The 13,679-nt window shown below is 64.9% G+C and carries 13 protein-coding genes; 4 read left to right on the top strand and 9 right to left on the bottom strand.

Translation table 11 applies throughout. The features are described 5' to 3' along the window. Positions 1–16: 16 nt before the first annotated feature. The 4 genes from ilvC to NMP98_RS03895 all read right to left on the bottom strand — a co-directional run bounded on the left by ilvC (position 17) and on the right by NMP98_RS03895 (position 4,896). Positions 17–1,012 (bottom strand): ketol-acid reductoisomerase, encoded by a 996-nt coding sequence (ilvC, locus tag NMP98_RS03910; protein ID WP_254860249.1) that lies wholly within the window; start codon positions 1,010–1,012, stop codon positions 17–19. Further along, positions 1,009–1,641, bottom strand: a complete 633-nt coding sequence (ilvN, locus tag NMP98_RS03905) for an acetolactate synthase small subunit (RefSeq protein ID WP_254860248.1) — start codon at positions 1,639–1,641, stop codon at positions 1,009–1,011. The genes ilvC and ilvN overlap by 4 nt, the downstream gene beginning before the upstream one ends. Then, the gene (gene ilvB / locus NMP98_RS03900; RefSeq protein ID WP_254860247.1) at positions 1,638–3,383 is read right to left on the bottom strand and encodes a biosynthetic-type acetolactate synthase large subunit; all 1,746 of its coding nucleotides are present in this window, start codon (positions 3,381–3,383) and stop codon (positions 1,638–1,640) included. Before ilvB ends, ilvN begins: the two co-directional genes overlap by 4 nt. Before the next feature lie 313 nt (positions 3,384–3,696). Beyond that, on the bottom strand, positions 3,697–4,896 hold the full coding sequence (locus tag NMP98_RS03895; RefSeq protein WP_254861292.1) for a LeuA family protein: 1,200 nt from the start codon (positions 4,894–4,896) through the stop codon (positions 3,697–3,699). A gap of 446 nt (positions 4,897–5,342) precedes the next feature. Between NMP98_RS03895 and NMP98_RS03890 the strand changes: the two genes are divergently transcribed. Then, positions 5,343–5,840: a gamma carbonic anhydrase family protein gene (locus tag NMP98_RS03890; protein ID WP_254860246.1), complete on the top strand. Its 498-nt coding sequence runs from the start codon at positions 5,343–5,345 to the stop codon at positions 5,838–5,840. On the opposite strand, the gene NMP98_RS03885 is transcribed toward NMP98_RS03890, so the two are convergent. Both NMP98_RS03885 and thiC read right to left on the bottom strand, forming a co-directional pair. Continuing rightward, positions 5,837–6,706: a pyridoxamine 5'-phosphate oxidase family protein gene (locus NMP98_RS03885; protein ID WP_254860245.1), complete on the bottom strand. Its 870-nt coding sequence runs from the start codon at positions 6,704–6,706 to the stop codon at positions 5,837–5,839. The genes NMP98_RS03890 and NMP98_RS03885 overlap by 4 nt on opposite strands. A gap of 40 nt (positions 6,707–6,746) precedes the next feature. Next, entirely contained in the window at positions 6,747–8,174 is a 1,428-nt protein-coding gene (thiC, locus tag NMP98_RS03880) for a phosphomethylpyrimidine synthase ThiC (RefSeq protein ID WP_254860244.1), read from the bottom strand. 79 nt (positions 8,175–8,253) lie between these two features. Between thiC and glpK the strand changes: the two genes are divergently transcribed. Beyond that, positions 8,254–9,771, top strand: coding sequence for a glycerol kinase GlpK (gene glpK / locus NMP98_RS03875; RefSeq protein ID WP_254860243.1), 1,518 nt, complete (start codon positions 8,254–8,256; stop codon positions 9,769–9,771). Here glpK and NMP98_RS03870 read toward each other — a convergent pair whose 3' ends face one another. Beyond that, positions 9,772–10,425, bottom strand: a complete 654-nt coding sequence (locus NMP98_RS03870; RefSeq protein ID WP_254860242.1) for a winged helix-turn-helix transcriptional regulator — start codon at positions 10,423–10,425, stop codon at positions 9,772–9,774. 54 nt (positions 10,426–10,479) lie between these two features. Next, positions 10,480–11,514 carry a saccharopine dehydrogenase family protein gene (locus tag NMP98_RS03865; protein WP_254860241.1) on the bottom strand — a complete coding sequence of 345 codons (1,035 nt, stop codon included), beginning with the start codon at positions 11,512–11,514 and terminating at the stop codon, positions 10,480–10,482. A 79-nt stretch (positions 11,515–11,593) separates the two neighbouring features. Between NMP98_RS03865 and NMP98_RS03860 the strand changes: the two genes are divergently transcribed. Continuing rightward, positions 11,594–12,589, top strand: a complete 996-nt coding sequence (locus NMP98_RS03860; RefSeq protein ID WP_411911609.1) for a TIGR04024 family LLM class F420-dependent oxidoreductase — start codon at positions 11,594–11,596, stop codon at positions 12,587–12,589. Positions 12,590–12,595: 6 nt separating this feature from the next. Here NMP98_RS03860 and NMP98_RS03855 read toward each other — a convergent pair whose 3' ends face one another. Further along, positions 12,596–13,051 carry a type IV pilin domain-containing protein gene (locus tag NMP98_RS03855; protein ID WP_254860239.1) on the bottom strand — a complete coding sequence of 152 codons (456 nt, stop codon included), beginning with the start codon at positions 13,049–13,051 and terminating at the stop codon, positions 12,596–12,598. Between the two features lie 166 nt (positions 13,052–13,217). On the opposite strand from NMP98_RS03855, the gene NMP98_RS03850 reads away from it, so the two are divergent. Then, the gene (locus NMP98_RS03850; RefSeq protein WP_254860238.1) at positions 13,218–13,679 is read left to right on the top strand and encodes a hypothetical protein; all 462 of its coding nucleotides are present in this window, start codon (positions 13,218–13,220) and stop codon (positions 13,677–13,679) included.

The raw sequence follows: 13,679 nt of genomic DNA, 5'->3' as shown, positions 1-13,679 counted from the left end.
GGTGTCCTCGATCATCTCACTCCTCTCCCCACGCGAACAGCGCGCGCAGGTCCTCGCCCACGTCCTCGATGTCGTGGTTCTTCTCGGCGGCCCGCAACTGCTTGTAACTCGGGCGGCCGGCCTGATTTTCGGTAATCCACTCCTTTGCGAAGGTGCCGTCCTGAACCTCTTCGAGGACCTCCTCCATCCGCTCGCGGGCGTGTTCGTCGACCACGCGGTCGCCGCGAGTCAACCCGCCGTACTCGGCGGTGTCGGAGACCGAATCCCACATCTCGCTGTTGCCGCCCTCGTACATGAGGTCGACAATCAGTTTCAGTTCGTTCAGGCACTCGAAGTACGCCATCTCCCGGGAGTAGCCGGCTTCGACGAGCGTCTCGTAGCCCTGCTTGACCAGGGAGGTGACGCCGCCACAGAGGACGGCCTGCTCGCCGAAGAGGTCGGTTTCGGTCTCCTCGCGGAAGGAGGTCTCGACGACGCCCGCCCGCGTACAGCCGATGGCCTTCGCGTAGGCCAGTCCGATGTCGTGGGCTTCGCCGGTGGGGTCCTGATAGACGGCCAGCAGTCCGGGGGTCCCCTCGTCGTTCTCGTAGTTCCGCCGAACGAGGTGGCCGGGCGATTTCGGCGCGACCATCGTGACGTTGACCGACTCCTTCGGCTCGATTTGGCCGTAATGGATGTTGAAGCCGTGGGCGAACTGCAGCGTATCGCCGGGCGTCAGCACGTCCTGAATCTCCTCGTAGACGGCCGGCTGGACCGTGTCGGGGACGAGGACCGAAACGAGGTCGGCCTGTTCGGCCGCGTTCCGCGGCGTGGCCACGTCGAGGCCGTCGGATTCGGCGGCGCTTCGGGAGGACGAGTCCTCACGGAGGCCCACCACAACGTCCACGCCGGACTCGTCGAGGTTCTGTGCGTGGGCGTGGCCTTGGCTGCCGTAGCCGAGAACGGCCACGGTCTTGTCGTCGAGTACGGTGCTGTCTGCGTCGTCGTCGTAGTAGATAGTTGCGTCAGTCATGTATGGGTCTCGTCAACTCGTGCGGTTTCCTCTTCGCCTCGTGCCAGCGCCGCCTGTCCGGTCCGGGCGATTTCCCGGATTCCGAACTGCTCGTAGGCGTCGATAGCGTCGTCTATCTTCCCCTCGTCGCCGGTAATCTGGACCGTAATCGTTCGGGGGCCGGCGTCGAGCGTCTCGCCGCCGTACATCTCCGTGATGGCCTGGACCTTGTCCGGCTCGTCGCCGTTGACCTTCAGGATGACCAACTCGCGGGCGACGGGTTCGGCGTCCAACTCACGGACGTGGACCACGGGCAGCAGTTTGTTCAACTGCTTTTTCGCCTGATCGATGCCGGGTTCGGGTTCTTCGATGACCAGCGTGATGCGGGAGTAGCCCTCGTTTTGCGTCGGCCCGACAGTCAGCGACTCGATGTTGAACTGCCGGCGGTGGAACAACCCCGAGACGCGTGCGAGCACGCCGGGTTCGTCCTTGACGTACGCCGAGATGATGGTCCGCCGCGGCTCGTGTTCGGCCTCCACGTCGGGGTCGACGCGGATGCCCTGTTTGTTTCGTCGCCCGACCGGTCGGGTACGTTCTTCGGGGGCCGGGCCTTCCAGCCCGTTCCGGTGGAGGTCCTGATTGCGGCTCATAGCTGGTCCTCCGAGAGTGCGAACTGCCCGTTGTCGCCGCCGCTGGGAACCATCGGGTAGACGTTCTCGCCGGGGTCGATGTGGGCGTCGACGACGCTCGGCCCGTCGTAGTCCAACGCCTCCTCGACGACCTCCTCGACCTCGTCGTAGGTGTCGATGCGGAAGCCGCGGGCGCCGAAGGCCTCAGCGAGGGTGTCGAAGTCCGGAATCCAGGGGTACTCCGAGGCCATGTGGCGCTCGCCGAAGAAGGCGTCCTGCCACTGCCGGACCATCCCGATCGCCGCGTTGTTCAGCACGACGATGGTGACATCGAGGTTCTCCCGGACCGCGACCGAAAGCCCCTGACACGTCATCAGGAACGACCCGTCGCCGTCGAAACAGACCACGTCCTTGTCGGGAGCGGCCAGTTTCGCGCCGATGGTGGCGGGAACGCCGTAGCCCATCGCACCGAGGCCATGAGAGGACACCCACGTGCGAGGCTCTTTGTACGTCCAGTACTGGCAGGCCCACATCTGGTGTTGGCCGACGCCGGTGGTGACGATGGCGTCGTCGTCGGTGGCGTTGTCGAATGCCTCGACGACGTACTGCGGTTTGACCGGGTCGTCTTCGGGCGCAGCGTAGTCCATCGGGTACTCCTCTTTCCACACCTGGACTTGCTCGCGCCACTCGTCGCAGGCCGGCGAGCGCGGCATCGCGGTAGCCAGTTGCTTGGTGACGGCTTTGGCATCGCCGATGAGCGGGTAGTCAGCCTCGACGTTCTTCGAAACCTCGGCGGGGTCGATTTCGACGTGGATGACCTCCGCGTCGGGAGCGAACGTCTCCAAGCCGCCCGTAAGGCGGTCGTCGAAGCGCGTTCCGACTGCGAGCATGCAGTCAGTCAGCGTGATTGCCATGTTCGCGTAGCCGGTTCCATGCATGCCGGCCATTTCCAGGGAGAGTTCGTGGTCTTCAGGGAACGAGCCGATGCCGGGCATGGTCGTGATGACCGGAATCTCGTGTTCCTTCGCGAACGCCCGGATTTCCTCGGAGGCTTCGGCCTTGATAACGCCACCGCCAGCGAGGATGACGGGTTGGTCCGCCTCGGCGAGCACATCGGCGGCTTCGGCGACGGCCTCGGGGTCGGCCGTCTCCGGCGGGTTGTACGTGTCCGGAGTCTCCGGTGTGCCGGGGTCCTCACTTGCGACGCCTTTCGTCACGTCCTTCGGCAGGTCGACCAGCGTCGGCCCCTGTCGACCGCGTTTGGCGAGCGCGAAGGCGGTTCCGACATCGGTGCCGACCGTCTCCGAATCGTTGGCGAAGACGTTGGCCTTCGTGATGGGGCTGGTGACGCCGATGGTGTCGGTCTCTTGGAAGGCGTCGTTGCCGACGAACTCCGTGGGGACCTGTCCGGTCAGCGCGATGAGGGGGTCAGAGTCCATGTTGGCGTCGGCGATGCCGGTGACGAGGTTCGTCGCCCCCGGCCCCGAGGTCGCCATGCAGACGCCCGGGTCGCCGGAGACGATACCGTAGGCGTCGGCAGCGTGGGCGGCGCCCTGTTCGTGAGCCATCGTGATGTGCTCCATTTCGGAGTGATACAGGGCGTCGTAGACGGGCATGATGGCCCCTCCCTGCACGCCGAAGAGGTGTTCGACCCCGGCGTTTTCGAGTGCACGGACGACCGCATCCGCGCCCGTTTCGATGTCCTCGGTGGCCGCATCGGTCGTCTCGATGTCCTGTGGTGCCTGTGCCTGTTCACCGCTCATGAGGCGTCACCTCGCGTGCGATACCGTCGATTGCTGTGTCGTGTGTACATTGTCCTGTCTGTAATCGGCTGAAAGCGATGCGAACTGCGTCGGGAAGAAGGGTGTGTAGGGGCTAGGCCGCCCCTACAATAATCGTCGCGACGCTGGGGGCAAGCGCGAGCGTGCCGGTTCCAGCGGTCGCATTCATTACAGTCGATGTTGTGCCGTGAACCGACATAAGGATTCCGTGTCGCGCGAGCGTTGCCCGACGGTCCGCCGGCGCGGCCGCTCACCGGTCGCTGCCACGGGGCGAAACCGTCCGCGGGGGGCATCCCTATGCGCGAACCTCCTCGCGTCGGACGCCTACCTCGCGGGCCAACTCCTTGAGCGTCTCGAAGGTGACCTTCTCGTCGGCCGCGCCGCGGTCCTTGACCATCCGGGTCACTTCGCGGACCTCGGCGTCGCTCGGGTCGAACCCGGCTTCTTCCAGCCGTTGGCGGACGGAGTGGGTGCCGGTGTGTTTGCCGAGCACCAACTCGCGTGTCGCACCGACCATCTGCGGCGTCATCACGCCCGGCTCGAACGTGTCGGCGTTCTCGATGATGCCGGCCGCGTGGATACCGGACTCGTGGGAGAAGGCGTTGTCGCCCACGATGGGCTTGTTCGCCGGGATGGCGATGTCGCTTTTCCCCTCGACGAGACGTGCCAGTTCCGTGATGCGCTCGGTTTTGATGCCGGTGTCGACATTGTACAGCGACTCCAGCGCCATCACGACCTCTTCGTAGGCCGCGTTGCCGGCGCGTTCGCCGATACCGTTGACCGACACCTGCGCCTGCTTGGCCCCGGCTTCGTAGCCGGACAGCGCGTTGGCCGCCGCCAGTCCGAAGTCGTCGTGGGTGTGGACGTCGATGTCGGCGTCCGTGTGCGCACAGACGGTCTCGACCATGTCGTAGAACCGCCGTGGCGTCGCAACCCCACACGTGTCGGGAATGTTTATCCAGTCCGTCCCCGCGTCGGAGACGCCCTCGATGACATCAATCAGGAACGATTCGTCGGTACGCGTGGCGTCCATCGGCGAGTACATGCAGGTGACACCGGCGTCTGTGACGCGCTCGACGGCCTCGATGGACCGTTCCAGCGCCTCCTCTCGGCTGGTGTGCATCGAATCCTGCAGTTGTACGTCGCTCGTCGAACAGAACACGTGTACCATGCCGACGCCGGATTCCAGTGCGGCGTCGATGTCTTTGTCCACGACACGGGCTAACCCGCAAACCGTGGACGACGTGGCTTCGGCGATGTCCTGAACCGCTTCGAACTCCGCATCGGAGTTCACGGGGAAGCCAGCCTCGATGACGTGGGTGCCCATGTCGTCGAGGATGGCTGCGATTTCGCGTTTGTCCTCGTAACTGAACGAGGTTCGTGGGGACTGTTCGCCGTCGCGCAGCGTCGTGTCGAAAATTCGGGCCTCGCTTATCTCCGAGGTACTATCTAGCGTGCCCTGGAAGAACTCGATCCGCCGCCGAAGGCGACGTATCCTCGTGCTGTGTCATAGCAACTGATGGAGTGTCTTGCAGATATTTAAATCTACCTTTGCGGCTGGCGATAGCCGGTGTCGGTCATTCCCCCTCGCGGACTTCCGGAACTCCCAAACCACCGGATGTAAACGCCTAATACGGGATTATCCCGTCTTGCATCGTTCAGCACCGCATCGTCGAAAACCCGCGTTTAAATAATCGTGTGGTAGATTATTCCGAGATATATTTTAAGAAACAACCAATTACCAAGTTCGCGCGCGCCGTGTAACCGGACGGATATCCACATCGGTTCCGTCGTACACTCCACATCAGTCAGTCGTGTTCGACGGTGGTATCCTCCCTTCAGTAGGACTCTCCAGACCGATACGATAGGGCGGGCCGACAACAACTGAAGGCCGTTCCGCCGGAGGCGTACGTTTAACTCGCCGCCCGCGGAAAATCGGATATGCTACGCAGTTTCGACGGGATGGAACCCGACATCCACGACAGCGCTTACGTCGACCCCGCCGCGGTCGTCATCGGCGACGTGACCATCGAAGCCGAAGCGAGCGTCTGGCCGAACGTGACGTTGCGCGGCGACCACGGTCCGATTACGCTCCGGGAAGGCGCCAACGTCCAAGACAACGCAGTGCTACACGAGGGCGCGGAAATCGGGCCGTACGCGACTGTCGGTCACACCGCCATCGTCCACAACTCGACGGTCGAGGAGCGCGCCCTCGTTGGAATGAGTGCGACGGTTCTCGACCGCTCGACGGTCGGCGAGCGCGCGATGGTCGGCGCGAACAGCCTCGTCACCGAGGATACCGACATCGAGCCGAACACGCTGTACGCGGGTACGCCCGCCGAGAAAATCAAGGAGGTCGAGGACTCGCCGTGGGCCTACGCCGGCGACCGTTACGTCGAACTCTCCCGCGAACACATGGAAAGCGAGATTCTGGATTAATCCCGGAAGTACTGCCGCGTTCGCCACTTTCCCTGTACGATGAACTTCAGGCGGTCCCACAGCGTCTCGTTGCGCATCGAAAACGAACTCGCCGGGTCGAACACCACGCGGTCGCCCTCGTTTCGACACTGTCCGCGGTACAGCCGCTGTCCGAGTTCGTCCAACCCCGACGAATGCCAGTGACACAGCAGACACGCCGGACTGCCGTCCTCGACGGACAGCGGCACGTCGAGGAGCGCCACCTTGTCCCGAATCTCGACGCCCTCGACCGACCGTGTCGTCGGCCAGCCGTCCTCGTCGACGACGGTGAACGCCAGCCGGTCGTAGGATTCCGCCTCGTTTCCGTCGAGGTCGGTTGCGGGCCACGGCGGAAACTCGCCGACGTCGGTTTCGACCGGTTCGATGCGCACCGGCTCGATTTCGACGACGATGCGGAGGGCGTACCACCCGAGTAGGAACCGGCCGATGCGTGACTCCAACACGTCGGTCGTCTTCGAGAACCCCTCTCGCTTCGGTGACGGCGGTTCGTCCTCGATGAGTTCGCTGACGTACTCGGCGTTGGCTTCGAGGTCGTCGTCACGAACTGTCCCGCGTCCGTAGAGGACGAACGGATCCTCGGCGTCGTAGAACAGAAGTGAGAGCTTCGGATTCTCCCGGACCGCGTCGACCTTTCCGGCGAACGCCGGCGGGGAGGTGACGATAACGGATTCGGTCGACTCGTCGTAGAACGGACTCAGCGGGAATGTCTGAGGGCGGTCGCCGTTGGCGGTCGCGACTTCCGCGGCCGCCGAATCGTGGACGGCTTGCCGTACTCGCTTCACTTCGGACGACGAGAGGCCACCCTCGGCGAGGGAGGGGTCTGTCATAGCAGTTCCAGCGCCTGCTGGTAACTTATACTATCCCCCGTCAGTCGTCGTCCGCGGCCGTCCCCTCGGGAGCGGGCACGTCTTCGAGACCGTCGGCGTCGTGGGTGCCGGTCGGCGGCAGGTTCACCTCGGCGGCCGGCGAGGTTTCGAGGTCGGTGTTCCCGTCGATGCTGTCCATCTCGCCGTCGGCGTCGCGGGCGTCTTGGTCGATGCGCATCGAACAGAAGTCGACACCACACATCGAGCAGAATCGCGCTTCCTTGTAGTTGTCACCGGGAAGCGTCTGGTCGTGATACGACTGTGCGCGTTCGGGGTCCAGGGCCAGGTCGAACTGCCGGCGCCAATCGAAGTTGTAGCGGGCCTCCGAGAGCGCGTCGTCCCAGTCGCGGGCGCCCGGCAGTCCGTTTGCCACATCGGCGGAATGGGCGGCGATGCGGTACGCCGCCAGTCCCTCGCGGACATCCTCGGCCTCCGGCAGTCCGAGGTGTTCCTTGGGCGTGACGTAACACAACATCGCAGCGCCGTGGCGAGCGGCTTCCGTCGCGCCGATGGCGCTCGTGATGTGGTCGTACCCCGGCGCAACGTCCGTGACGAGCGGTCCCAACACGTAGAACGGCGCGCCGTCGCAGACCTCCTGTTGGCGCTCCATGTTGGCCTCGATTTCGTCTAGTGGGACGTGGCCCGGCCCTTCGACCATCACCTGAACGCCGTGGTCCCACGCCAGCCGTGTCAGTTCGCCGAGCGTGTCGAGTTCGGCGAACTGCGCGTCGTCGGAGGCGTCCGCCAGCGACCCCGGCCGGAGGCCGTCGCCGAGGCTGAACGTCACGTCGTGGCGGGCGAATATCTCACAGATGTCCTCGAAGTGCGTGAAAAGCGGGTTCTGCTCCCCGTGTTCTTCCATCCACTGGGCGAGAATCGACCCGCCACGGGAGACGATACCGGTCGTCCGGCCGTCAGTCAGCGGCAGATGTTCGGCCAACACCCCTGCATGGATGGTCATGTAGTCGACGCCCTGTTCGGCCTGTTTCTCGATGACCGAAAGCAGCAGTTCCGGCGTCAACTCGGCCACGTCGTCGACCTTCGTGACAGCCTCGTAGATGGGTACCGTCCCGATGGGAACCGGTGAGTGGCCGACGTTCGCTGCCCGGATCTCGTCGAGGTTCGCGCCCGTCGAGAGGTCCATCACTGTGTCGGCGCCGTAGTGAACCGCGGTGTGGAGCTTCTCTAACTCCGCCTCGAGACCGCTCGTCGTCTCACTGTTGCCGATGTTGGCGTTGACCTTCGTGGCGAACTCTCGGCCGATTATCATCGGATCAAGGCTCTCGTGGGCGTGGTTGCTCGGAATGACGGCCTGCCCCTCTGCGATTTGTTGGCGGACGAATTCAGCGTCTCGGTTCTCCCGTTCGGCGACCCGCTCCATCGCCGGCGTAACCTCGCCGTCCCGTGCGCGCTGTAGCTGTGTCGGCATGTATAATCTAGTAATACAACTAAGTCATAAACATTACCCCCGCCGGTCAGTATTTGCCCCCAGCGCTCGGGGAGTCCGCATGGAGTACGTCGCGGCCATCGACCAGGGGACGACGGGCACCCGGAGTATGGTGTTCGACCGTGAGGGCCGAGTCCACGGCGCTGCCTACGAGACCCACGAGCAGTACTACCCCGAGCCCGGGTGGGTCGAACACGACCCCGATGAACTATGGGACAACACGAAGCGGACGCTTCGAGACGCGCTCTCCGACGCGGATGTCGAGGCGAGCGACCTCGCAGCCATCGGCGTGACGAACCAACGGGAGACGACGGTGCTGTGGGACGCTGAAACGGGCGAACCGGTCCACAACGCCATCGTCTGGCAGGACCGCCGAACCACGGACCGAATCGAACGGCTGGAAGCCGAGGGGAAAGCCGCCGAAATCCGTCGGAAGACGGGACTTCAGCCCGATGCGTACTTCTCGGCGACGAAACTGGAATGGCTGTTGGACAACGCCGACCCCATCGCGCCGGACCGCGGCGGCAGCGGCGACGTGTGGGAACGCGCCGAGGCGGGCGAGTTGCGGTTCGGCACCGTCGATTCGTGGCTCATCTGGAACCTCACCGAATCCCACGTCACCGACGTGACCAACGCCTCCCGGACGCTGCTGTTCGACATCCACGACCTGGCGTGGGACGACGAACTACTCGCGGAGTTCTCCGTTCCGAAGGCCGTCCTCCCGGAAGTGCGACCCTCCAGTGATGCCAACGTGTACGGCTACACCGACGCCGAAACCCTGGGTGCCGAAGTACCGGTCGCGGGCGCGCTGGGCGACCAGCAGGCCGCGCTGTTCGGACAGACCTGCTTCGAGTCCGGCGACGCAAAGAACACCTACGGCACCGGGTCGTTTCTGCTTCTCAACACCGGTCCGGAGCCGGTCGATTCCGACCACGGTTTGTTGACCACGGTGGGGTTCCAGCGCTCCGGCGAACCACCGCAGTACGCACTCGAAGGCTCGATTTTCGCCACCGGCGCCGCGATAGAGTGGCTCTCAGACGTCGACCTCATCGACGACGCTGCCGACACCGAGCGCCTCGCCCGCGGTGTCGACTCGACCGACGGCGTCTACTTCGTCCCCGCCTTCACCGGGTTGGGCGCACCCCACTGGGACCAGCGCGCCCGCGGGATCCTCCTCGGAGTGACCCGTGGCACCCGCAAGGAGCACATCGTCCGGGCGACGCTGGAGGCCATCGCCTTCCAGACGCGGGACGTCGTCGAGGCGATGGTCGAAGACAGCGGCCTCGAGTTACAGAGCCTCCGCGTCGACGGCGGCGCCGTCAAGAACAACTTCCTCTGTGGACTGCAGGCAGACATCCTCGACACCGAAATCGTCCGCCCGGAAGTCGACGAGACGACCGCACTCGGCGCCGCCTACGCCGCCGGACTCGCCGTCGGCTACTGGGACTCGCTTTCGGAACTCCGAGAGAACTGGCGTATCGACCGCGAGTTCGAACCGGACGCCGACGTCGACATCGAGCAACGATACGACCGGTGGAGCGAGGCCGTCGAGCGGTCGCTGGATTGGGCCACGGAGTAATCAGTCACTCGACGGCTCCGGGGCGCCGTCAGCTATCGCCGACCGCGTCGACTCCGTCAGCGTCGTCACGACCGCTTCGCCGGTCCGTTCGCGGTCGACGAAGCCGCGGTCTTCGAGCGCCGAGAGGTGATACGACACCGTCGACGGCGCGCGGTCGGTCGCTTCGGCGACGACCGTCACCGATGCCGGTTCGTTCGCGGCGACAGCGGCGAGTACCGTCCCCGTTCCGTCGGCGCCGAGGACGCCAGCGAGTTCGGCGTCGACCTCCGCGGGGGCGAACCGTAACGACCCGGCGACTTCGGAAGCGTCGACGAGGCCTGCCTCACGAAGGACGCCGACGTGATACCGGACGGTCGACTTCGTGACGTCGACGCTCGCGGCGATGCTTCCGAGGTCGGTCCCCGGCGAGGACTCGATGGCGCCGTAGACGGCCGACCGCGTCGGTTGCTCGAGGACGCCGTCGGTGTCGGCGCGGCTGAGGCCGCTCGAACTCGCGGCCGGTCGCAGACGGTCGAGTAACGGCGCATCGACACCGTCACCGACGGAGAGTGTCGTCCCGTCGGCCGACGGTGTCGCCGTTCCCACTGCTCCCGGTGCCACCAACCCGACGAACAACGCGGCGACCAGAACCGTCGCGAGGACCCGACGAACCATACCGGGGGTCGGCCTGCCCGACGTGTATATTTTCTGGCGAGCGCGTCGAAGGGGTTAATCGTCGAAGAAGCCCTCGACACCATCGAGGCCGAGAACGAACTCGGGGGTGAACGCCGCCGCTGGCGTCTCGAAACCTGTGAGATCCTCCTCCATCGTTCGTTCAGCGGCCGTCGTCGCGGCGTCGACGGTCAATGCGTACGTTTCGGGTGTCTTGAGTCGCGAGGTCACGGTCGTCTCGCCGTCGGTCGCCTCCCCCCACACGTAACAGGCGCCCGCCTCGCGTTGGCGCTCGCTCGGCCCGGTCATCGTCGCACGGACGAGCGTCTGCAGCGACTTCTTGACCGGCGGGAAACCCAGAACCGGTGTGGCGAAACGGCCGACCTTCATCGCGGTACCCGTCATCGGCGGCACCGCGGTGTACACCTCGATGTTCTCGATGCCCGTCGTGTAGTAGGCGGTCGAGACGTCGCCCCACGGGATGGTGACGGCGTTGTGCGACCCCCGTCCGAAGTCGATTCGTCGGCTAGCGTGGGCCGGCGGCACATCAATCACCTCGCCGCCCCGTCGCACTTTCCCGCCCTCGTCGAGGTGTTCGATGACGGACGCGAGCGTCCCTCGGGAGATGGTTCCCGAGGGGTCGAAGCCGAGTCGGAGTTCGTTGGCTTCGGGGAGACGGTCGTGGAGATGGCCGGCCAAACAGTCCGTCGGCACCACGTCGAAGCCGACGCCGGGGAGCAGACAGACGCCCGCCTTCTCGGCTTCCCGGTCGCGTTCGGCGATGGCTTCGAAGACGGACAGCTCGCCGGTGATGTCGAGGTAGTCCGTCTCGGTCTCCAGACACGCCTCCACGAGCGGTTCGTAGGTGTCGACGAACGGGCCGGCGCAGTTGAGCAGTACGTCGACGTCGTCGAGATACGCCTCGGCGGTGTCGACGCCGAAGGAGCGGCCCTCACAGTCCAACCGGACTGCGAGATGGTCGGTTTTGACCTCGTTGCGACCGGCGATGACGGTGTCGATACCGCGGTCGACGGCCTCCTCGGCGATGAGTTCGCCCGTATATCCGTAGGCACCGTAGATGAGCAGCGTCATATCGACCGAGACGACGGGCGAACCCAAAAACCCCGTTGACGCCGCAGGCTACAAGCCCTCCGCCGACGCAGCGACCAACATGACACGCGACATCGTGCTACCGGGCGGTCTCGAATCCATAGACGACATCGTCGAGGTGGCAACACATGCCGAACAGCGCGGTTACGACCGCATCTCGCTGCCGGAGGTGACCGGACGCGACGGCGTGACGCTTCTGGCGACGCTGGCCGAACGAACCGACGATATCGGCCTCTCGAACGACGTGTTCTCGCCGTACGGTCGCTCGCCGGCCCTGCTGGGACAGACCGGCGTCACGCTACAGGAGGCAAGCGACGGCCGCTACCGGATGGGATTGAGCACCTCCTCGCCGGACCTCACCGAGAAGTGGCACCTCGAAACCTACGAACGACCGCTCCGCCGACTCAGAGAGACCATCGATATCGTCAAGCAGGTGTCTCGCGGCGAACGCGTCGATTACGACGGCGAGTTCTTCGACGGCGGCGGGCTGAAGTTACGCGGTGTCGACCCCGCCGAAGTCCCTATCGACGTGGCCGCCCTCGGCCCGAAAGCCGTCGAGTTGGCGGGCCGCTTCGGCGATGGGTGGGTCCCGCAGTTGTTCACCACCGACGCCCTCGAAGAGCGGATGGACGACCTCCGCCGAGGGGCAGATCTCGGTGACCGGGACCCCGCCGACATCCGCGTCTCAGTAACCGTCCGGTCGTGTGCGCTCGACGATGGCGAGGTCGCCCGAGACATCGCACGCCGACAACTCGCGTTCATGGTCGGTGCCTACGGCCCCTACTACCGAAAATCGATTTCCCGGCAGGGCTTCGACGCCGAGACCGACGCGATACACGGGGCGTGGACCGACGGCGACCGCGGGGCGGCGGTCGGCGCGGTCACCGACGAGATGGTCGAGGAGTTGGTCGCTGCCGGCACACCCCAAGAAGTCCGAGAGACGGTCGCCCGCTTCGAGGCCGTCGACGGTGTCGATGCGGTTCGAGTCGGCTTCTTCGGTGAGATGACGCCCGAACAGCGCCGCCGAACCGTCGACGTGTTGTCGCCGTCGGCGTAACCGACGTCAGGCACCGTTCCAAGTGGCGAGTGTTGAACTCTGGCCACCGCCTTTGGCGGTCCAGACGACCCGAAGCGCTCCGTCATCGTCGACATCGACTTCGGCGCTGTCGCCGGCGCTGATTGTCGTTCCCGCACTCGAACAGTCCGGCCAATCGGCCGTTCCGCCCGCAGTCGTCAAATCGACACGGTCGGCATCGATGGTGTCGCCGCCTTCGTGTGTGATGGTGAGGACGCCCGAACTCCCGGCGTCGGTCAGATCACAGTCGCCACCGACGGCCGCCGCGTCGCCGTCGAACGCGAAATCGATGTTCGAGTTCGGTGGTGACTCTCCTATCTCGCCACCCAAACCGAGCACGAACGTCCCGATGACCGCCGCGAGGATGACGGTGATTGCGACCATCAGTATCACACCGATGACGGGCGAGACCGCGCGCTCGTCTCCCAGCCGTCGTATCTCCATACACGAAGACAGACGCTCTGTGCCTTTAGAACCGATTTCTCTACTGAACTGGAGACGGTTCCGGCGTGATACCTGCCGACCGGTTCGAAACCAGTTCCGCTGTCGGAATCGCTTCCGATTTCCGAGGCGGGGAACTGTTACGTAGCTGGAAGATATTTTTCGTGATATGGAGTGGACCTTCGCGATTCAGGAGACCGTCGGACAGAACTGTTACGTCCCGCTCCCGGCAGAGGTGCGAGCAGTTGTCACGCGGGAGCATCCACTCGACGGCGAGTGTGTCCACTGGAACTACGAGCGACATTCGAACTTCGCGATCCTCTCGGGGGAACCGTTGTCGAAACCCAACTACGTCGACGTGGGGCGGTACAAGGTGTACGACGGCGACGAGGAGCGTGCGCGTATTCGTCCCCCGGACGCGCTCGACGAGGTCGTCCGGTCCGGCTTTCTCCCCGACGAACGAGTGACGTATCTCGCCCACGAGGAAACCCTCGGCGAGAACCCGGCCGTCTATCTGCTGTCGGCCGGGCAGTTACTCGGCCTACTGCCGGAGTCGACCGACTGCGAGAGCGCAAGCACAGACGACATCGCGTCGGCGTTGCTTCGGGCCCCCGGCTTCATGCCGGCCTGA

It is taken from the genome of Natronomonas gomsonensis, from assembly GCF_024300825.1.
Taxonomy (GTDB): Archaea; Halobacteriota; Halobacteria; order Halobacteriales; family Haloarculaceae; genus Natronomonas; species Natronomonas gomsonensis.
This window is presented reverse-complemented; position numbering and strand designations above follow the sequence as displayed.